Annotated in this window: 21 protein-coding genes; 5 read left to right on the top strand and 16 right to left on the bottom strand. The window is 64.2% G+C overall.

What is annotated here, in order from left to right; translation table 11 throughout:
- Positions 1 to 156 precede the first annotated feature (156 nt).
- From G6N38_RS08765 to G6N38_RS08730, 8 genes are all read right to left on the bottom strand, one after another.
- Positions 157 to 501 carry a hypothetical protein gene (locus tag G6N38_RS08765; RefSeq protein WP_163747172.1) on the bottom strand — a complete coding sequence of 115 codons (345 nt, stop codon included), beginning with the start codon at positions 499 to 501 and terminating at the stop codon, positions 157 to 159.
- Positions 502 to 504: 3 nt separating this feature from the next.
- Positions 505 to 2,028 carry a putative alpha/beta hydrolase gene (locus G6N38_RS08760; RefSeq protein WP_163747171.1) on the bottom strand — a complete coding sequence of 508 codons (1,524 nt, stop codon included), beginning with the start codon at positions 2,026 to 2,028 and terminating at the stop codon, positions 505 to 507.
- Between the two features lie 169 nt (positions 2,029 to 2,197).
- Positions 2,198 to 2,548 (bottom strand): hypothetical protein, encoded by a 351-nt coding sequence (locus tag G6N38_RS08755; RefSeq protein ID WP_163747170.1) that lies wholly within the window; start codon positions 2,546 to 2,548, stop codon positions 2,198 to 2,200.
- 4 nt (positions 2,549 to 2,552) lie between these two features.
- On the bottom strand, positions 2,553 to 3,104 hold the full coding sequence (locus G6N38_RS08750; protein ID WP_163747169.1) for a hypothetical protein: 552 nt from the start codon (positions 3,102 to 3,104) through the stop codon (positions 2,553 to 2,555).
- The gene (locus tag G6N38_RS08745) at positions 3,094 to 3,639 is read right to left on the bottom strand and encodes a putative alpha/beta hydrolase (RefSeq protein ID WP_163747168.1); all 546 of its coding nucleotides are present in this window, start codon (positions 3,637 to 3,639) and stop codon (positions 3,094 to 3,096) included. Before G6N38_RS08745 ends, G6N38_RS08750 begins: the two co-directional genes overlap by 11 nt.
- Positions 3,636 to 3,935, bottom strand: a complete 300-nt coding sequence (locus G6N38_RS08740) for a DUF2563 family protein (RefSeq protein WP_163747167.1) — start codon at positions 3,933 to 3,935, stop codon at positions 3,636 to 3,638. The genes G6N38_RS08745 and G6N38_RS08740 overlap by 4 nt, the downstream gene beginning before the upstream one ends.
- Positions 3,936 to 4,041: 106 nt before the next feature.
- Positions 4,042 to 5,004: a hypothetical protein gene (locus G6N38_RS08735; RefSeq protein WP_163747166.1), complete on the bottom strand. Its 963-nt coding sequence runs from the start codon at positions 5,002 to 5,004 to the stop codon at positions 4,042 to 4,044.
- Complete coding sequence (locus G6N38_RS08730; protein ID WP_163747165.1) at positions 5,001 to 6,170, bottom strand: DUF5631 domain-containing protein; 1,170 nt, start codon at positions 6,168 to 6,170, stop codon at positions 5,001 to 5,003. Before G6N38_RS08730 ends, G6N38_RS08735 begins: the two co-directional genes overlap by 4 nt.
- Positions 6,171 to 7,996: 1,826 nt before the next feature.
- Here G6N38_RS08730 and G6N38_RS08725 point away from each other — a divergent pair.
- Positions 7,997 to 8,659 (top strand): L,D-transpeptidase family protein, encoded by a 663-nt coding sequence (locus G6N38_RS08725; RefSeq protein ID WP_163747164.1) that lies wholly within the window; start codon positions 7,997 to 7,999, stop codon positions 8,657 to 8,659.
- 75 nt (positions 8,660 to 8,734) lie between these two features.
- Here G6N38_RS08725 and G6N38_RS08720 read toward each other — a convergent pair whose 3' ends face one another.
- On the bottom strand, positions 8,735 to 9,214 hold the full coding sequence (locus G6N38_RS08720; protein WP_163747163.1) for a nuclear transport factor 2 family protein: 480 nt from the start codon (positions 9,212 to 9,214) through the stop codon (positions 8,735 to 8,737).
- An 88-nt stretch (positions 9,215 to 9,302) separates the two neighbouring features.
- Here G6N38_RS08720 and G6N38_RS08715 point away from each other — a divergent pair, with 88 nt between their 5' ends.
- The gene (locus G6N38_RS08715) at positions 9,303 to 10,160 is read left to right on the top strand and encodes a DUF3159 domain-containing protein (RefSeq protein WP_179968497.1); all 858 of its coding nucleotides are present in this window, start codon (positions 9,303 to 9,305) and stop codon (positions 10,158 to 10,160) included.
- Here G6N38_RS08715 and G6N38_RS30205 read toward each other — a convergent pair.
- Positions 10,139 to 10,282 carry a hypothetical protein gene (locus G6N38_RS30205; RefSeq protein WP_094477751.1) on the bottom strand — a complete coding sequence of 48 codons (144 nt, stop codon included), beginning with the start codon at positions 10,280 to 10,282 and terminating at the stop codon, positions 10,139 to 10,141. The two genes, G6N38_RS08715 and G6N38_RS30205, sit on opposite strands and share 22 nt — an antisense overlap.
- 242 nt (positions 10,283 to 10,524) lie before the next feature.
- Positions 10,525 to 11,118, bottom strand: coding sequence for a TetR/AcrR family transcriptional regulator (locus tag G6N38_RS08710; RefSeq protein ID WP_163747162.1), 594 nt, complete (start codon positions 11,116 to 11,118; stop codon positions 10,525 to 10,527).
- 40 nt (positions 11,119 to 11,158) lie between these two features.
- Here G6N38_RS08710 and G6N38_RS08705 point away from each other — a divergent pair, with 40 nt between their 5' ends.
- Entirely contained in the window at positions 11,159 to 12,394 is a 1,236-nt protein-coding gene (locus tag G6N38_RS08705; RefSeq protein ID WP_163747161.1) for a hypothetical protein, read from the top strand.
- A 3-nt stretch (positions 12,395 to 12,397) separates the two neighbouring features.
- Positions 12,398 to 13,435: an NAD(P)H-dependent amine dehydrogenase family protein gene (locus G6N38_RS08700; RefSeq protein WP_163747160.1), complete on the top strand. Its 1,038-nt coding sequence runs from the start codon at positions 12,398 to 12,400 to the stop codon at positions 13,433 to 13,435.
- On the opposite strand, the gene G6N38_RS08695 is transcribed toward G6N38_RS08700, so the two are convergent.
- Positions 13,322 to 14,233, bottom strand: a complete 912-nt coding sequence (locus G6N38_RS08695) for a hypothetical protein (protein ID WP_163747159.1) — start codon at positions 14,231 to 14,233, stop codon at positions 13,322 to 13,324. The two genes, G6N38_RS08700 and G6N38_RS08695, sit on opposite strands and share 114 nt — an antisense overlap.
- A 75-nt stretch (positions 14,234 to 14,308) precedes the next feature.
- Between G6N38_RS08695 and G6N38_RS08690 the strand changes: the two genes are divergently transcribed.
- Positions 14,309 to 14,710, top strand: coding sequence for an Rv0313 family protein (locus G6N38_RS08690; RefSeq protein WP_163747158.1), 402 nt, complete (start codon positions 14,309 to 14,311; stop codon positions 14,708 to 14,710).
- On the opposite strand, the gene G6N38_RS08685 is transcribed toward G6N38_RS08690, so the two are convergent.
- The 4 genes from G6N38_RS08685 to G6N38_RS08670 all read right to left on the bottom strand — a co-directional run bounded on the left by G6N38_RS08685 (position 14,711) and on the right by G6N38_RS08670 (position 19,633).
- Positions 14,711 to 15,724 (bottom strand): alcohol dehydrogenase catalytic domain-containing protein, encoded by a 1,014-nt coding sequence (locus tag G6N38_RS08685; RefSeq protein ID WP_163747157.1) that lies wholly within the window; start codon positions 15,722 to 15,724, stop codon positions 14,711 to 14,713.
- 67 nt (positions 15,725 to 15,791) lie between these two features.
- Positions 15,792 to 17,528: a ubiquinone-dependent pyruvate dehydrogenase gene (gene poxB / locus G6N38_RS08680; protein WP_163747156.1), complete on the bottom strand. Its 1,737-nt coding sequence runs from the start codon at positions 17,526 to 17,528 to the stop codon at positions 15,792 to 15,794.
- Positions 17,529 to 17,530: 2 nt separating this feature from the next.
- Positions 17,531 to 17,710, bottom strand: coding sequence for a hypothetical protein (locus tag G6N38_RS08675; RefSeq protein WP_163747155.1), 180 nt, complete (start codon positions 17,708 to 17,710; stop codon positions 17,531 to 17,533).
- A gap of 486 nt (positions 17,711 to 18,196) precedes the next feature.
- Positions 18,197 to 19,633, bottom strand: coding sequence for a hypothetical protein (locus tag G6N38_RS08670; RefSeq protein WP_163747154.1), 1,437 nt, complete (start codon positions 19,631 to 19,633; stop codon positions 18,197 to 18,199).
- Between the last annotated feature and the right edge of the window lie 346 nt (positions 19,634 to 19,979).

Raw genomic sequence — 19,979 nt, 5'->3', positions numbered from 1 at the left:
TGCCGACCGTCGCACAGTGCACTGTCCGCCGGGCCATCGATCACTGCGGATGCCGAATGTCCGAAGTGATCTTCCAGCCTCATTGCGGACCCGATGGCTTTACTGGTGTGTATGCGGCCCACGCTATTGAACCGCTGTGCCTTGCAGCGCAAGGACTCACTCATCCTGGTCTTCGTCAACTTGAGCCAACGCGGGCAATCGGTCAGGGCGGTTGTGGCTAAACGCGCCGTAGACGCGGCCGTGGATCTTGATGAAGTTGGTCCAGAAGCCGGCAACAAAGAACAGGGCTACTGCGGTCATGATTGCCGCGAAGAGCCCACCTTGCCAGTACGGCAACTGAGATAAGAACAATGAAATCGAGGTCACCGCGCAGCCGGTCCACCACACCCGGCGCTGAATCGAGTCGGGCGAGAGGGTCGCAGATTTCCAGAGCGGAAACATGCTGAGCGTCGTGCCTGTCGCGAGGGCGACAAGGGCGGTCCATCCGAACAGTTGCTGCATTTCCTACCAACTCTTTCCGCCGCCGCCAGCCATGCTGGGATCGAAATAACTGCCGATCCTGCCACCAAGGTTTTCGCCACCCAGGCCGCCGAGGAAGCTGGCTGCGACGACGATTGCGGCCGTCGTCCATGGACCAGTAAACGACCCAGCCAGTGCTGCCGCACCCCATCCGGCCGCCGCGCCGCCGAAAACGCCGCCGGTGGAGCTACCGAGCTCTTCGTACTTGTTGTCCCCACCGTGACGAAAGTCGTTCACTGCGATCCCAAGTTGCAACGCGTCTCCCGCCGTGCCGGCGTACTTCGCGATGGGGCCCCATATTCTCGCGTCTTCCGGCGACAGCAGATCAGTCAGCTTGGCGTGGCCCCCTTGAGGCACTCCATCTGCGTATGTTTCGACGCCCTTGAGAGGAAGACTGGCGCTGTTCGCCAGGTCGCGTGCTCGATGAATTAAGTCGCGAATCACCAGCTTGGCGCCATCCTCGGACATGCCTTGACTGGTGAGAGCGAAAATCGCCTGCTTCACGGCTACAACGCGTCCGAATTGTTCACACTCGTCGAGCTGCTGGGTGGCCTGGTCAGCTGTCATCGGTGGCAGGCCGTAGCGCCCTTGCTGCAGTTGGCGTTGCAGGTCTAGCCTGCTGCGGGCTCGCGTGCGGGCATCCCCGCCGAGGATGGGATCTTTGGGGAGTGGTCCGACGAAGTTCGCCATCCTGAAATCATCGAGGCGTTCGCCGGCGAGCCGTCGGGCGTCGGGGTCGGCGGCTGGGTTGGTTGCGGTGGTGAAGTCGCGTAAACGTGCTGTGGCGTCGGCTTTTTCCTGGGTCATGGGGCCGTTGCTGTTGACGAGTGCTTCGTCTTTGGCGCGCTGGTTGGCGTCGTAGTAGTCGGTGGATTCTCGGCCGCGCTGCGCGGTGTCGGGTTGGCCGTCGCCGTCGACATCCTCGATGGGGGCGGGGTCGTAGCCGTGTTCGGCGCGCAGGTCAGTCAACGACGCGTCCAGCTTGGCGCCGTAGTCATCACGAAGGGCCTCGACCTGATGCAGCGCGCTGGAGGTCACCGAGATCGCGTTGTCCTCCAACGCCGAGGTGTCCTGATCATGGGTCAGTGCCTGATCGATGAGTGCGTCGAGGTAGTGCAACTCGGTATTCAGGGTGTCGATCTGCAGGCTGGAAAACCGTTGGGCTTCAGCAAGATTAGCGGCGATGGTCGACAGGTCCGCGCCGATCGCGGGCAACTGGTCGCGTTGAACCATCAGTCGGGTGGTGGCGCGTTGCACCTCGGCGCTGTCGTTGATCGGGTGCTCGTCGTTGTCCCGATTCCACGACGCCCGGAACCGCGTCTGGGCCTGGGCGAATTCGGCATAGGTCTCGGCGGTGCAGGCGCCGGCGCTGTAGAACGCGCGGCCCAGATCGGCGATCGCACCGGGATCCCCGCTCTGCATCGTCTCGTCGATCTGCCACGGATCGCCCCCGGCTTCTCCGATGAGGGCGCCGATGCTGATGTGGGTCAGGCTCGGATAGTCGGTCACTGCATCGAACGCAAGGCCTCGGCGTTGCGTTCCTCCATGGCGAGGAACACCGCGGTGATTTTCGTGCTCCCGAAGCCGCTGAACGTGATTGCTGTGCGCATCGGATAGCGACCTTCGGATGGTCTTCGACCACATCGAATGCCTAATGCCCGACGTGCACTTCCGGGCCTCACTGCGGATCCTTGGTGCCGAGCGCCGGTGGACGATCCGGGCGGCGCAGAAAATCGAAGGCGGCATATATCTTTCCGCCCACCTTGAGATGGTTCGAGCGGAGAAACGCGATCGCGGTCAATGCCAGCCCTGCCGCCACCCCGCCGAAGAGGCCACGAGACCAATCCGGTATCTGGGAGAAAAAGAGCAGGACGCATCCGGTAGAGCATCCAATCCAGTAGAAACGTCGCTCAATCGAATCTGGTGACAACGTGTGGGATTTCCACGGCGCGCGTGTACTGCCGAGTAGGCCAATCCCGACTGCGGCGAACGCCAGCCACACCAACAGCATGTTGCTCTGCGGGGTCATTTTCTCACCAGCTTTTCCCTCCGCCTCCGGCGTAGGAGGGGTCAAATAGACCGCCGATTCCCCCACCTACCTGCTCGCCCATTTTGCCGCACACGATCGCTCCGACGACCGCGACCGTGGCTGCCGTCCATGGGTCGGTGAACATGGCAGCAGCGGTGCCAGCCGCCCATGCTCCGCCCGCGCCTCCCAGGACGGAACCCGTTGCCGCACCAAGATCCTCATTGCTTCCGCCGTGGGCCCAGTCGTTCACCGCAAGTCCGAGTTGAATCGCGTCGCCAACCTTGCTGATATGCCCAGCGATTCTGCTGAGCGCTCGTGCATCTTCGGCGGACAGAACGCTTGGTAGCGCGTGCCGTCCTCCCGGAACGCTATCGCCGTATCGCTCGGCGCCTGTCATCGTCAGGCCGCCGTACTCGGTGAGGTGCTTAACTACCTCTGCCGCTCCCTCTGGAGACATTCCCTGGCCGACGAGAGCCTTGATGGCCTGCCGTACCGCCGTGGCCCGCCCGAATTGCTCCCCGTCGTCCAGCGCCTGCGTGGCCTGGTCAGCCGACATCGGGCAGGCCGTAGCGCCCTTGCTGCAGTTGGCGTTGCAGGTCTAGCCTGCTGCGGGCTCGCGTGCGGGCATCCCCGCCGAGGATGGGATCTTTGGGGAGTGGTCCGACGAAGTTCGCCATCCTGAAATCATCGAGGCGTTCGCCGGCGAGCCGTCGGGCGTCGGGGTCGGCGGCTGGGTTGGTTGCGGTGGTGAAGTCGCGTAAACGTGCTGTGGCGTCGGCTTTTTCCTGGGTCATGGGGCCGTTGCTGTTGACGAGTGCTTCGTCTTTGGCGCGCAGGTCAGTCAACGACGCCTCCAGCTTGGCGCCGTAGTCATCACGAAGGGCCTCGACCTGATGCAGCGCGCTGGAGGTCATCGAGATCGCGTTGTCCTCCAACGCCGAGGTGTCCTGATCATGGGTCAGTGCCTGATCGATGAGTGCGTCGAGGTAGTGCAACTCGGTATTCAGGGTGTCGACCTGCCACGGATCGCCCCCGGCTTCTCCGATGAGGGCGCCGATGCTGATGTGGGTCAGGCTCGGGCATTCGGTCACTGCACCGAACGCAAGGCCTCGGCGTGGCGTTCCTCCATGGCGAGGAACACCGACGCGGTCTTGTGTCCTTTGTCGCCGAGCACCCCCAGGTGATCTTCGTGCTCGCGCAATCGTTGAATGTGATTGCTGTCCGCCTCGGACAGCGCACCATGAAACGATTCCGCCGCCGGGAAACCGCCGAAGATGCTGACGCCGCCGCCGACCCGATTCAGCTGGTCAGCACCCTCCATCGCCAACGCCGCCGCGCTGTACGACCGGTTTGCGCCCGCGCGCATCTCACCGACATCGACCTGCACCGCACACCCCCTGACATGTTAGCTGCTAGATCGAGGGTACTACGGTTCGCTTGCTGGTCAATTCACTCCATTAGCCCACCATGCGATGCAAGAACGAGTAGCTCGCTCAGGACTTGGGGTCGCCAGCAGACTCGTCGTCGGGCTTGCTGTTGGGCAGCAGGATGCGTTTGGTGGCGACTGGCTTGCCGTCGACCTTCTTGGTGACTTGAGGGGCCGGTGGAGGTGTGGTGATGCGACCTTGAACCGGTGCACCGTTCTTCACTGTCGGGACGGACACCCGTTTGGTGTCGGGCTTGGCATCCTTCTCTGAGCCGCCGGCGCCGTGCATCGCGCCGGGCGGAATCATGGGCATGCCGCCCATACCGCCGGCAGGAGCTGAGGCCGGCGTGGCCATCCGTGGCGGCGGCATCGCTGTATTGGCTGACGACGGCGATGTACCGGCCGAGGGAACGGGAGGCGGGCCCAGCATCGCGGTCGGTGTGGTGCCGCCGATTCCGCCGCCACCGCCGCCAGCCGATCCCCCACCACCGGCGCCGAATTCGCCTGGTGTCTCGCCGAATTCGCCCAGGGGATCGGTCAGGCTCGCCTTGTCGAGCTGCGCTGAGGCGCCACCGGCCTGCTGCATCATGCCCATGCCCGCCTGCATGGCCTGCTGGGCGCCTTGGGCGACCTGCTGGGGGATCTGGGCCAGGGGCTGCAGCGCGCCTCCCATCGCCCCGGCTAAAGCGCCGGCGATCTGGGAGGCCATCTGGGGGAGCTGTTGGGCCATCTGGTCTGCTTGGCCTTGTCCGGCAACACCTTTCATCTCCGCGCCGGCTTGCTCGTCCTGTGCGGGGAATTTGGCTGCCGCTTCGGCGGTCTTGGAATCGCGCTTGGCGTGTTCTTCGGTGCTCTCGCTGTTGTCTTTGGGGTCACCGAGATTGGCGGCCAGTCCCAGTACTCGCAGCAGCTGTTCGATGGGGGTCACGCCGGCGACCAGCGGATCAGAAGTGATGGGCGGCGGCGCCAGGTTCATGCCGTTGGCTGCGAGGTAGTCGCTCGCGTTTGCGTTGAGCTGTCCACCACTCATGGGTGCACCTCTCCCTTCAGTGCCAGGTTCAAGGCCTGGAACCACGCAAAGTGGTAATTGGCGGCGGTCTTTTCGTTCTTGATGAGCGCGTCGATGGTCGCCAGCAGCTGCCAGTTTCCGACCTTAGCGACGTCGGAATGATCGGGGTAGTCACTCAGGACTTGGCCCGCGACGGTGGCGAGATGTTCGCGCAGCAGCTCGACTTCGGAGTCCAGATAGCCCGTGCCGGTCGATGCGGCTTTGGCCAGAGTGTGGGCCAGACGGGGTAGCCCGTCACGCCATTTGGTGGCTTGGGCGAGTTCCCAGCCGAGTTCGACGACCTCGTCGGTGTCACGTGCGCGGATGGACATTTGTGTGGGTTCAGTGTCCTCGGCGGGCGGCAGGTATTGGCCGGGGGCGTAGGCGGTGGTCAGGGTGGTCTCGCCGAGAAGCGCTTCGAGAGTCCGGGTGCGGAGGCGGGGGGCGAGCACTTTAATGCCGGTAGGGATCTCGACGTGTGGCGGGATCCAGCCGCTGGCGAGGTCAGTGGTCAGGACGGTGGTGCCGTCTGCGCGTTCGCCGATTGCCCAGCGCAGCTGGGGTTCTTGACGGGCGACAGCGTCGAGGAGGCGCTGCAGGCGCTGTTGGGCTTGGGTCTGCGCGGCGCTGGCTCCGGCCACCGCGCCGGTGCCGGCCGCGGCGACGGCACTTTCGGTAACGCCCGTGGGTGCGTGGGCGACCGGGCCTGGTGTCGTGGGTGCTTGGCGGACGACGGCCGGCTGATTGAGCGGGCTGGCGTTGGAGGGGTGCACGGGTGCGGACGCCGGGGCGGCGGCCGACGGCATGGGGGCGGGGCTCGCGGGCGCAGTGGCGGCGGCTGGGCGAAGGTCTGCGCCGTAGGCGGGCAGTGGGCCTGCGGGTGCCGCAGGGGCGGCGGTCGATGGCATGAGAGGGGCTGCTTGGGAGGTGGGTGCGGCGACATAAGGCTGAGTGGTGTCGGCCGGGGGAGCGACGGGCGCCTGGGCGGTATCGAAGTTGGTTGCGGGGTGGGCTGTTTCGAAGAGCGGCGCTCCGGCTGTCGGCGATGTGTACGCCGGCGGTGCGGCCATGCTCTCGGGGTGGATTGGCGCCTGCGGCTGCATGGCGTGCGCGGCGCTGCCGGACAGTCCTTCAGTGCCAGCCGCCATCGGATTGCCCGTCTGCGCACCGGAATTGAAGTTCTGGGCGAAGCCTTCAGGGGAGAGGGGGTTGGTTGGGGCGGAGGGGAGCGAGGACTGGGTCAGACTGCCAGTTGATCCAATTGCTGATGGCGCGGAACCACCCGTCCCTGTACCCGCTGTCGGGAGATTTGGAGAACCGCCGAACAAAGGTGAACCAGCACCTACGCCAGGCACCGCAGCATTCGAACCAGACGAAGGCCTTGTCTCGGACGTTCCGAAGGCCTTCGCTGCTGAGTTGGTAGGAGGCACATTGGCGGCTGCAGGCGCTGGTGCTACGGCAGGACCCGGTTCCTCGCCGCCGCTGAGTGGGTTGCCTCCCTGCGAGGCGGGCGCCGGCAGACCCGAGCTACCTGTCTGCAGTTCCTGCGTGCCACTGTTGTTGAAGTGGCTCATCGCGTTTCCGTCACCGGCGATCGAGTTCGGTTCGCCCTTCGTTCCATCAAGATGGGTTTTAACCGCACTGCTAATCGCATCCTCATTCGGGGAGTTGAAGCGGCCGCTGAGATCGAGGCCTTGGGATTTTGCGAATTCTCTGGCGGGTATGTCTTCCCCTGAGGCCTTCAACATGTCCTGCACTGCATTGAAAATGGTTTCCGCGTGCTTGCCTGCCTTGGTATTCGCCTCAGTCTGCGCGCGAATTACTGCCTTAATGATGCTCGTCAGTTTAAGCGGTGCAGGATCCTTCGATTGCTGGATTCTTTGAATCTCCGCGTTCCCGTCCGCTGCGGTAGTCGAAAGCTCGATTCGCAATTCATTCACAGCATCTCTCGCTGATCCGTAAGCGCGGCCTTTGTCTAAATTCCTTTGACCGAGTTCGCGGGCGGAAGCTATCCCTCGTTGGAATGCCTCGCGTGTGTCTTCAGCCGTCACGCCCTCTTGCCCTGCGAGGGGGCCCCAGAGCGTGTTAGATAGCTGTTGCGCGTAAGCCTCGAGTTGAGAGCCTAGGTTAGCGCGGTTCATAGATGCGGTTGTTAGCGCACCTAGGGTGGACAGCCCTGGCCACTGATGCCCGACTAGCAAGGCCGACCATTCGCCGGGAGGCAGGTCTGTCATTTACATGCCTGGGTCATTTTCGGCACGGAGTTGTCAGCTGACGCGTACAGAGCGTCGAGATCTGGGCGGTTTCCTTCAGCTAGCTGCGTGAGCAATATATTCTCGTATAGATCGGCAAGCGAACTTAGAGTATTTGCCAAATCAGTAGGGGTGGCGGGGTGCTGTTGAAGTGTCGATCTCCAATAGGTACTAATAGTTCCGATCGCAACTCGGGAATTCACGGCCACGGTAAATGAGTCGCTGGGATTTGCGCCCACCTTGCCTCCAGTGACATCTAATGTTCGTTGACCCCGGTCAAACGCATCGCAAACAGCCTTCTTCGCGTCAGCCACTTCCTGCTCGCTGTACGTCTTGGCCGCGGGAGCCTCAGGCTTGGGTATCGGCCGGAACCACGCACCGATGGCGACCGCAATCGCGATCACTGCGATGACGATGGCAATTATGGTCGGCACCCGCGACGGTCCACTCGAAGGCGATGGTCCCTGCCACGGAGCTGGTCCTGCAGGCCCGGGTCCGTACGGCGCTTGTGACATGTCAAAAATGGTATCCCTTGCGTTTGCCGGAGCGCTATTCACCAACAGCTGCAATACCCGCTCCGACCAGCCCGTACACGCAGTTCACGTGCACCTGAGATTGACGTCAAATCACCCCAGCTGTCCACGCATCGTTAGCTGGCCCAGACCCAACCGATGCTCAACCTTGACTTGACCGGCACGAAGCCGGACAGACACCATGAATCGATGCGCCGAACCGTCGTTTCGATCTGTGCTGCGTTCAGCGCGGCACTCCTGGCGCTGTCGTCAGCCCCGCCCAGCCACGCCGAAACCCCGTGGTTCCAGGCCAACGTCGGCAACGCCACCCAGGTCCTGTCCGTCGTCAGCACCGGCGGCGCCACCGCCAAGATGGACGTTTGGCAGCGCGGCGCCAACGGCTGGCAGCCTGTCCTCGTCGGTGTCCCCACCCACGTCGGCGCCAACGGTATGGTTCCGCAATCCCACGACGGCGAATCGAAAACGCCGATGGGCATCTTCACCCTCGACTTCGCGTTCGGCACCAAGCCGAACCCGGGCGGCGGCCTTCAGTACGTCCAGGTGACTCCGGACCACTGGTGGGACGGCGACATGAAGAGCCCGACGTACAACACCATGCAGGTCTGCAAGAAGGCCGACTGCGCGTTCGACACCAACCCGGCCAGCGGCACCGAGAACCTCTTCATCCCGCAGTACGCCCACGCCATCGTCATGGGCGTCAACAAGGCCCGCGTCCCCGGCAACGGCGGTGCCTTCTTTGTCCACACCACCGACGGCGGCCCCACCGCTGGCTGCGTCTCCCTCGACGACGACACCCTGGTCAAGATCATGCGATGGCTACAACCCGGTGCGCTGATCGCCGTCGCTAAGTAACGCGCCGAGGGTGGGGGTTGTCGTCGACAACGTCAACGATCTTCACCGACAGGCCGCACGCTCGGCGGTCGGCCGCTAAGTGGTGGCGACAGCCTTGCCCGGCGTTGCCGTGAAGTTCAGGTTCTCCGTCGACTGCGTCACCTCGTAGGTGCGGTCGTAACCGGTCTTGCTGATCTTCCAGCCGTCAGCTGTCTTGCGGTAGCGGTCGCGGTAGAACCCCGCCCCCATCAACATGAAGTTGTACTCGGGCACGATCACCCGGTCCTGCAGGTACCAGATGGCCTCGGCTTCGTCGCCGTCGACGGAGATCTCCGGATGGGTGACGCGATGCTCGGTGAGCACACCGGCCGGCATCGACCTCTCCATGAACTCCACCAGATCCTTACGGTTGGTGAAGTGGTGCTCCTCGCCCAGTGAGGACCCGTAGTCACCGATGATGTCCTCGGTCAGGGTGTCGGCGAAGTCATCCCAGTGTTTGGTGTCCAGCGCCCGCATGTACCGGTACTTCACCTGTTTGATTGCTTCGATTGCGTCCGCATCAGCCATGCCGGTCATTGCAGCACACCGAAAGTGTCGACGGGGCGAGTTGTCCCGGTGACAATGTTCCCAGCCCGGGGGGCATGTCAACGATCAGGAGCGGCCGATGTCGGGACCCGACCAGCCCGAGGCAGCCGGCCCCGATGCGACGGTGCAAAACACCAACTTCATCGACGGGTTCCTGCGCTCGCCGTTCTCCGGCATCGCCCCGTGGGTCCTCATGGGAATCATGTCCGGACCCGGCCGCTTCGGACAGTCCGCGGCTGCCGCACTGACCCTCACCCTCATCGTGATGTGGGCGGGCAGCCGCCGAGGCATCAAGGTCCATTCCCTTGAAGTCTTCGGTGCGGTGGTGTTCGCCGTCTTCGTCGGATTGGGTATCGTCGGCTCGCCGACGCTGATCAGCACCATGGAACTGTGGGCCGGTGAGATCACCAACGGCTCCCTGGCCGCCTACATTCTGGTGACCCTGGTGATCCGGAAGCCCTTCACGATTGCCTACGCGCGCGACACCGTCGACCCCGAGCATTGGAACAGCCCGCTGTTCGTCCGCGTCAATTACATCCTGACCGCGGTGTGGGCCGGCGCCTTCCTGATCAACACGCTCGTTGGCTCGTTCGGTGATGTGGTGCTGCACGACGGCGACAACTTCTGGACCGGCTGGATCGTGCAATTGGCGGTCACCTTGGTCGCCGTCGCCATCACCGAGTTCTATCCCGATTACGCGCGGGCGAGATTCTTGGCCGCCACCGCCGAATCATCGGACACCCCACCGTCATTCGGCAAGCTGCTGGACTGGCTTCCCGGCTTTGTCATCGGCATCGGGATCGCCGGGTGGGTCAGCGATTCACTTTCCGCTGGGGTGGGTATCGCCCTGATCGTCGTCGGCATTGTCGCTGGTGCGATCATGCGAAAACTGTTCCCGGAAAAGGAAGAAGACGGTCAGCGACCGGCGTCTTCGTAGCGCTGGGCGATGGCCACCAGCTCCTCGCGCACCGTTGAAGGGGGCAGCGCATTGATGCGCGCGTACAGGCGGCGACGGGTCATGGCCCGCTTCATATCGTTGCGAAACTGCGCAATCGACACTGTTCTCAACTCCTTGATGGCCCCCGGTTCTACAGAGGCGTATTTGCTATCGACGTCCACCAATCAGGGATCGCCTGACCAGAGGAACCCCTTGATCGTTCTTGTTAATTTCGTGTAAATCAACTTTGGCCGTGTGAGATTGCCTACAGCGCAACGTTTTCCCAGCTCGGATGTCGAACGACGTGTGACGGTCGACACGTCGCACCGTTGGGTGTGACAGGGGCCGCCGGCTGTGCGCGGGCTCAGCCCTGCAGGTACTTCGTAACCATGTCGACCAGTAGCTGACGCTCGCGCTGCCACTCCAAGTGCAAGTCGACGATCATCTCGACCAGGACCATGCCGCGCAGCGACGACCAAATAACCTCCGCCACAACGGGATCATCGGAGATCAGTCGGCCGAGCTGATTGATCGCCGAATTGATCTCCAGGAGGTGCCGTTTCGCGCTGTCGCCGTGCGTGCCTCGGGTGGCCCGCAGAATCTCGAAGGCCGCCAAAGATGTCGGGCTGCTGTAACAGCGGAACGCTGTATCGACGACGACCTCAATCCGTTCCCGTAACCCCAGATCGGCGACGTCGGCCTCGCCGAGACTCTTGAGCAACCCGGCCACGCCTTCGTCGACCACAGCCATGAGCAGACCGTTGCGGTCGCCGAAGTGGTACTGGATGACGCCCCAGGTGACGCCGGCGCGCTCGGCGACATGCTTGGCGGTCGCGGCGGGAAATCCCTCCTCGACCACGCATCGGACCGTCTCGTTGATGATCATCGCCCGGGTGTCATCGCCCCGCTTGCGTGGCGCCTGGGTTTGTCGGGTGGGAGGAGTGCCGAGCGCCTTCACATCGTTGACTTTATAACATTGACATGACTATGTTTCGGCTATGAGCCAGCCCCTCAGCCGTTACGCCCAGTTGTCCCGGGCGGAACTTGCCATCCTCGTACCCGAACTGCTCCTGATTGGGCAGATGATCGATCGTTCCGGCATGGCCTGGTGTATTCAGTCCTTCGGCCGGCCCGAGATGCTGCAGATCGCCATCGAGGAGTGGGCCGGCGCCAGCCCGCTCTACACCCAGCGCATGCAGAAGGCCCTGAAGTACGAGGGCACCGACATCATCACCATCTTCAAGGGTCTGCAGCTCGACATCGGCGCCCCGCCGCAGTTCATGGACTTCCGCTACACAGTCCACGACCGCTGGCACGGCGAGTTCCACCTCGACCACTGCGGCGCCCTGCTGGACGTCGAGCCGATGGGCCCCGACTACGTCAAGGGCATGTGCCATGACATCGAGGACCCCACCTTCGACGCCACCGCCGTGGCCACCAACGCCAAAGCGCAGGTGCGCCCGATCCACCGGCCGCCGCGTGTCCCCGCGGATCGTTCGCCGCATTGTGCGTGGACCGTGATCATCGACGAGTCCTATCCCGAGGTGACGAGCATCCCGGCGCTGGACGTCGTGGCCAAGACCAATGCCGCCAACTGGGACCTCGCGCCAATCGATCCGAATGATGAAGGCCAGAGCGACTATTCGGGTCCGCTGCTGTCTGACGTCGACTTCGGGGCGTTCTCCCACTCCGCCCTGGTGCGCATCGCCGACGAAGTGGTGCTGCAGATGCACCTGCTGAACCTGTCGTTCGGTATCGCGGTACGCGCCCGCGCCGGCGACAACACCGAGCTGGCCACCGACATCTGCACCAAGCAGCTCATCGGCATCGCGGGAGTGGCGACCGAGAGGATCAAGCGAGCCCTCAAGCTGCCCAACGACTTCGACGGACTTGCCAAGGTGCTCGAACTGCACCCGCTGTTCAACCCCATCGGTTACGTCGTCGCCGAAGTCGAAGGCGGCCGCCTCCACGTCCACCCGTCGCCGTCACATGCCGACGCGTCGTGGGTCTCGCTGTGCTCCCCGGCATCCCCAGGGCCGTTGCAGGCCATCGCCACCGCCGTCGACCCACATATCGTGGTGCGGATCTCCGGCACCGCCGACGATTGGACCGCTGAATTCGAGAAGACCGACACGGTGGTCAAGGATTCGCCCGAGGTGGAGGTCACCAAGTTCAGCCAGGGCGTCACGTTCGAGTTCGAAGAGCGGCGTTCCCTTCCACTGACGGTGGTGTAGCTGATGGCCTACCGCGTCGTGCAATGGGGCACCGGGGCGGTGGGCGTCGAAGCTATCCGCGGCATCCTCGGCCATCCCGATCTGGAATTGGTTGGGGTCAAAGTCTATTCCGAGGGCAAGGCCGGGACCGACGCCGGCGTGCTGGCCGGAGCTGAACCGATCGGCGTCACCGCGGCCATCGAGGTTGACACCGCCGAGGTCGATGCCGTCGTCTACGCCCCGCGCCACCCGTCGGTCGACGAAGCCGCCACCATCCTGGCCTCCGGCGCCAACCTGATCACCACCGCGTTCGCGTTCCACCCTGCGCGGATGGAACGCCGCGACCGCGAACGACTGCAGCAGGCCTGCATCGACGGCAACAGCTCCCTGCACGGCACCGGACTGAACCCGGGCAACCTCGGTGTCGTCGTCCCGTTGGCGCTGACTGGAATGTCACGGACCATCGAGCACGTCAAGGTGCAGGAGCGCGCCGACTGGTCGGTCTACGACAGCGTGGAGATCACCTTCGACCAGATGCACTTCGGCAGCCCGCTGGCCGACGTCGACGCCCAGAGTGATGGGCTGCGATTCACCAGTCAGCTTTTCCAGGAACAGGTTTGGCTACTTGGGGACGCGCTGGGCCTCGGTGTTGACGAGGTCACCACCGACCTGGAGGTGATTGGGGCCAGTGTCGATCGCGACGTGTGCGGGCGTACCCTGCGCGCCGGCACGGTCGCCGGTCAACACTGGCGATGGTCCGGCTTGAGCAACGGCGAGCCGGTTGTGGAGGTCGAAACTCTCTGGACTGTCGGGGAGCCACAACCTAAACACTGGCCGACGCCCCAGCACGGCTGGACTGTCACCATCGAAGGCGCACCGTCGATGCAAGCACATCTGATGACACTGGCCAGCTTTCGCCGAGACGTTCCGCTCGCCGAGCATGTCCGCTCAGCCAGCGTGGCGACCGCGATGCAGGCTGTGAACGCCACTATTGCGGTGTGCAACGCCGCTGCCGGCTTTGTCACCATGGCCGACCTGCCGCTGAGTCTTTACCGCCGCTGAAACCGGCTGTCCGGCTGCTGATCTGATATTGGTGATCGCAGTGCTCACCGCGGTGGTCACCTGGTCGCGTGCCACGGTGAGCGTCGAGCGTGCCGATTCCAGCCCGGCTGATATCGCCGCACGCACATCATGGGTGCTCGCCAGAGTGGTGGCAGCCGCGTTGGCGGACCGGACCACACCCAGCAGCAGCGTCTCACCTGCCTGGAACGCCACTGCGGAGGCGACGTTGATGGCCTCGACGGTGGCGACCTGCAGGAGCCCGTGCGCGCCAACCGGAATCGTTGGCGTCCCGGGCGGCTGATTGAGCGCTTGCAGGATCGTATTGCGCGCCGCACCCGGTGTCGTCTGGCCGGAGATCACGTTCATGAGCTGTACGACGGCGACCTCAAGAGTGTTCTGCGCCTTGGGCAGCACCAAAGTCAGATCATTGCCGATGATGCCTTCAGCGGCTGCGTCGGCCGGGATTGTCACAGCCGACACCGCCGCACCGAGCGATCCCGCGAAATTGCCGCTCTGTAGCAAGGTTTGGAGGAACACGGCTGGGGCCTCAGCCACCCCGATCGGAACTGTCACCGCACCCTGCACGATGAACGGGCAAATCAGGCTGCAGAACGTCAGCTGATTCCCTAGGAACGCCAGGGGTATCACGCCGATCGGAGCGGCAGCTAATTCGATATCCGGGGCGGTGACGGTGGCGATGCGGGCTTTGACCGGCAGCGCCAGGGGAGCGATAGAGAGCGCCACGATCGCGGTGGCCGCTGAGCTGCTGAGGAACCGAGTTCGCGCGGAGGCAGACATGATGGGGACACGGTTTCGCTGGCCGCGAAGTTCAGCTTGTCGACGGGACCAGGAATTACGCGCACACTGGCAGCTATGGAGAACAACGGACCGTTCGGGTTCGATCCCGACGATATCGATCGCGTGGTGCGGGAGGCCAGTGAAAGCCTTCGCGATGCCTTCGGCCGATTCCTGAACAGCTCAGGAGAGAACGCCGGATTCGGGGTGCTGTTCGACGAGTTCACCCGCCGTTCGCGGCCCCGGTCGCAGCCGGAGACCGCGGGAGAGGCCGGCGACGGAGTGTGGGCCATCTACATCACGGGACCTGATGGCAAGGCACACGTCGAGCAGGTCTACCAGAACGAACTCGACGCGCTGCGCGCCAACAAACACAACACCGACATCAGCCGCAACGTGCGGTTCCTGCCCTACGGCATCGACGTCAGCGTCTTGGATGCAGCCACCGACGCCGACGACGAACCCGACGAGGCCGAGTAGTCACATCGTCAGGACCATGCGGTAGCGCGCCCGGCCCTCGTCCATCGCCGCGTAGGCCTCGGCGGCCTGGGCCAGTGGCAGCTCCTGGATGCGGGCCCGCACCCCGGATAACAATGCGAAATGAAGGGTGTCCTCCACATCGGCTGAGGTGCCCGACGGATGTCCGACCACGCTGTAGTTGCCAAAGAGCAGATCACCTGGGGCGATCGGCAGTGGATCGAAGGTAGCCCCGACGATCACCAGCTCACCCTGAGGCGCCAGCCCGCCGACGGTGGCCGCCATCGCCGCCGAGTTGGCCGCGGTGGCCAGCACCGCCTGGGCGCCACCGAGTGCCTGCAGCGCCTGCGCCACGTCGCCGGCTGTCGAGTCGATGTAGTGATGGGCGCCCAGCTCCTTCGCGTCGTTCGCCTTGCCCGCCCCGCGGGCGATCGCGATGGTCTCGAAACCCATGGCGCGCGCCCATTGAATGCCTAGATGGCCGAGCCCGCCGATGCCCAGGACGGCGACGCGGTCCCCGGCCACCGCCTTCGTCTGGCGCAGCGCGTTGTAGGTGGTCACCCCCGCACACCCCATCGGTGCGGCTTCAGCGAATGACAACCCGTCGGGGATCCGGGCCAGTGCGGTGCGCGGCGCGATGACCGACTCCGCGTAGCCACCCGGATAGTTCCAGCTGGGTACCTCCAGGTTGACGCATTGCATGAATTGGCCTTTGCGGCAGGGCAGACACTTGTTGCAGTTCCCGCCGAACCAGCCCACCGCCACCCGGTCACCGACCGCGAATCCCTCGACACCGGAGCCTAATTCGGCGACCGTGCCGGCAATTTCGTGGCCGGGGGTGAGGGGCCAGGACAGATTCGGGAAGGCGCCGGTGACGAAGGCATGGTCGGTGCCGCACACACCGCAGGCGTTGACGGCGATCCGTACGTGATCCGCGGGCGGCGACGGGGTTTCCACCTCCGCCAGCTCCAGCGGTTCCCCGGCTGATTTCACGTGTATGGCGCGGTGAGTGGGCATCGCTTCCTCGGTTCCGTCGGCATGCTGAGTATGCTGAGCTTAACTCAGAACGCCGAGGAGTTAATCCCTAATCGAGAATGCGCCGGGCGACGTTGGTACTCACCAAGTCCAGCAACTCGTCGGCCCGGCCGGCCAGGATGGTGCGGATCGCGTACAGCGTGAATCCCTTGGCCTGCTCGGCGGATATCGCCGGCGGAATGGACAATTCCTGGCGGGCAACGACGACATCGACCAAGGCCGGACCGTCGTGGGCCAGCGCGTCGGCCACTGCCTGCTTCAGATCGGCGGGATGCTCGACCCGGCGTCCAAACAGTCCGATCGCCTGGGCGACGGCACCGAAATCGGGGTTCTTCAGTTCGGTGCCGAAGTTGACCACCCCGGCCGCCTTCATCTCCAGCTCAACGAAGTTCAGCGACGAGTTGTTGAAGACGATCACCTTCACCGGCAGATTGTTCTGCACCAGCGTGAGCAACTCCCCGAACAGCATCGTCAGCCCGCCATCGCCGGCCAGGGCGATCACCTGTCGTCCCGGGTAGGCGGTCTGCGCCCCGATCGCATGTGGCAGCGCACAGGCCATCGTCCCGTGGGTGAATGACCCACTGATCCGACGGTGGCCGTTCATCGTCAGGTAGCGCGCCGCCCAGATTGTCGGAGAGCCGACATCGAAGGTGAAGACCGCGTCGTCCTTGGCGAGCTGATTCGCCACTGCGGCAACATATTCCGGACGTATCGGGGCGCGATCGCGGTCGTTGACCGCCAGCGCGTCCAGAGATTTGCGGGTGCGGCGATAGTGGTTGAGCGACTTGTCCAGGTGCGTCCGGTCGACTTTGCGGGACAACAGCGGCAGCAGCGCGTCGATCGTGTCCTTGACCGAACCGACCAACCCCAGATCGACCGGGGTGCGACGCCCGAGATGACTACCCCGGATATCGACCTGGATGACCTTCGCGTCTTCGGGATAGAACTGCGAATATGGGAAGTCGGTGCCCAGCATCAGCAGGACATCGGCTTCCTTGATGGCCTTGTACCCGGAGGCAAAACCGAGAAGCCCGGTCATTCCGACGTCGAATGGGTTGCTGTATTCGATGTGCTCCTTGCCGCGGAAGGAGTGCACGACAGGGGAATTCAGCGTATCGGCCAGTCGAATCAATTCGGTGTGCGCGCCGGCTGTTCCCGCCCCGCCGAGGATGGTCACCCGCGAGCCCCCGTTGAGAATGTCCGCCGCGCGCCGCAGCGAGTCGTCGTCGGGGCGTAGTACCGAGCGGGTCGGTAGCACCGGAGCAGAGTTCCACGCGTGATCGGGCACCTTGGCCAGGAATACCTCGCCCGGAATCACCAGTACCGCAACGCCGTTCTCCTCGATCGCGGTTCTCATGGCGATCTCGACAAGGCGCGGGGCCATCTCTGGCGTGCTGACCAACTCGCAGTACACGCTGCATTCGCGGAACAACTCCTGCGGATGCGTCTCCTGGAAATAGCCGGTGCCGACCTCGTTCAACGGAATGTGAGCGGCGATCGCCAACACCGGCACGCGGGTGCGTTGTGCGTCGTAGAGGCCGTTGATCAGATGCGTGTTGCCTGGTCCGCAGCTGCCGGCGCAAACTGCCAGGCGTCCGGTCAACGCCGCGTCGGCGGTCGCGGCGAAGGCCGCTGTTTCCTCGTGGCGCACGTGCTCCCAGGTGACCCCTTCGCCACGCCGGATCGCATCAGTGAACCCGTTGAGACTATCGCCGGGTAGCCCGTAGACACGGCTGACGCCACTGGCCTGCAACGCCGCAAGGATGTGCTGAGCGACGGTCGGCATCGCTAGATCTCGGCGACGGTCAACTCGGCCTCTGAGCGCCGGCGATCGGCGGCAAAGCACAGCAGGCTGGCCAGGAAAGCGACGACGGTGACACCCGCCGCTGCTGCCGATGCGCCGGGACCAGTGGTCCCCAACGTGCTCAGGAAGAGCGCGAACGCCACGATCGCGGCGAGGTTCAACACGAGTCCTAGAGTACGGAGAACCTCGCCCGCAGCGCTATCCCCACTGTTCATCGATTCCCCCATGCGTCGAGTTGTGCCGACTTGGTATCCCCACCAGGTGGCCGGTCGAAACGTACTACCTGCTCGCTGGAACAGCCTGTTGGGGGCCAGCTCCAATGACGCTGACAGCACTGGGGCGGATAACTGGAGGTATCAGGCAGTTCGAGTCGACGAAGGAAGTCGATCATGAGGAAATCCGCAGTCGTTGCAACCCTTGCCGGTGCCCTGACAGCCGTTGGGCTGGCTGTGGCCGGTGTTGCCGAAGCCGCCGACACATCGCCGTCCTGCCCGACGGCGTATCAGTGCCTTCAAACTGGCCCGGACCCTCAGGTGCCCTATGGGACTGACCCGTCCGTGCCGTATGGCGTTGGCAACTGGAATGACCCAGTCCCGTTCGGGCACGGCTCCAGCTCATATACGGGTGGCGCCGCGTGAGTTCGGTTGAACTCAGACGGTTTGCAGACCCGACTGGCCCGGCACGTGCAGGTAGCCGTGCGGATCAGCCTGGTCCCACACCGCGGCGTAGACCTCTACCTTGAGTGCCTGCGCTTCTGCTTCGACGTTCAATAGGTCGGCGAGCTGGTCGTAGCCGTAATACAGAATTGACAGGGCCGTGGTGGTCAGCAGCACGTTGTTGATCGCCGTCTGCGCGGCGGTCCGATTGCCGAGCGCGCCCTGGTACAGAGCGGGCAGCAACTCGGCGATCGGCACCGCGGCGTTCAGGCCGGGGACGATCTGCGACATCCGCCAGCTGGCCTCGTAAAGCTCGCGCACAACAGGCTGCACATCGGCGGGAAAGATTGCGACCAAGGCCTTTTCGGTGTTGTACACCGTAGTGGGCATCCCGTAGGGCCTGGGATCGTCGGCCCGGAACGGGTCGGACGATTCAGGCAGGGTGACGTCGCTGGCCGACGGCTGCACCGCGGCGGCGAGCGTGGTGGTGGCCGCAGCCTCCGGAGTTACCTGGTCCGGCGGCGGAGTCGTCGTCGAGAGCGGCAACCCGGACTCGCCGCGGTTGTGCAGTAATGCGAACGGGTCGAAGAGGTTCCACAACGAGGCGATGAACCAGCTCTGCAGCTGCAGGGCGGGCGCTTCCAGGTTGAGGAAGTCGGCGACCTCGTTGTAGCCGTAGTACAACACCGCGACCGGATTGATCGTGACGATCAGGTTGTTGATCACCCGCTGGGCGGCGGCCTTGTCGCCCGCCAACGCGTCGGGTAGCTCAGCGACGATGTTCGTGATCGGGACGATGACGTTGACCCACGGGACCATCTGGGTGAGGCGGTAGCCGAACTCGAATCCTTCACGGGCGACTGGCTTTACCAGGTCCGGGAACACGGCTATGAAGGACTGTTCAAGGGTCCAGATCGGGCCGGGCATGTCCTGCGGCGCGGGCTCCGGCGGCATCCACCGGAACGGGTTCCAGTTCCAGGTAAACGTTGGGGTGGCGGCGGCGGTCGCCGCGGCGGTGGTTTCGGTCGTCACCGCGGCAGCGGTCTCCGGCGTCGTCGACGGGGTGGCCGCGGCCGGCCTCGGGGCCGCGTGGCCGGTGAACAGGCCCTGCAGTTTCTTGACCTGGACGGCCTCGAAATCTGCTGCGATGGTCTTAGCACTCGTCGGCGTCGACGCGACGGACTTGGTGTCGGAAGCGGCTGCGCTGCTTGGCTTGTCGTTCACCTTCGATACCGGCTTGGGGCGTTTGGTGGTGCCGGTCGTGGACTTCTTTGGTCCCGCGTCGGTCTTCGCCGAGTCGGACGCGCTCGACGAATCGGATTTGCCGGTATCCGCGCTTGCTACGCCTTGGCCGGCAGCGGCAATGGCTGCTCCCACCCCGACTGCAACAGCGACACCGCCGACATAACCGACGTACTTATTCGACCCCATTTGCTGACCCCTTCGCTGGTTCATGGGCATAGTAGACGAGCGGGCAGGTCAAGGACCACCCCAAACGATGAATGGTGCGGGTGCCCATGCTTGCCCTTGTCCGACGGGTCGGTTACTCGGCTCGCTGACTCGAACCCGCGGCGGTCAGCGCATACGCACTGGAGGCCGAGGTCACCGTGTGTTTGCGCCGTCGCCGTCGGGCGCTGCCGTTGTTGCCTGAACCGCCAACACGGAATGACGACCGTTCGGGTGGCTGTTGGGGGTGGCGGCGTCGTTGGTGGTGACGATCTGGACCAGGTGGTCAGTGCGGCTTGGTAGCCGCCGTCGTCGCGACACAGCACAGTTC

This window comes from Mycolicibacterium helvum (assembly GCF_010731895.1).
Classification (GTDB): Bacteria; Actinomycetota; Actinomycetes; order Mycobacteriales; family Mycobacteriaceae; genus Mycobacterium; species Mycobacterium helvum.
The sequence above is the reverse complement of the archived record's forward strand: the minus strand, read 5'-3'. Positions and strand labels throughout refer to the sequence as shown.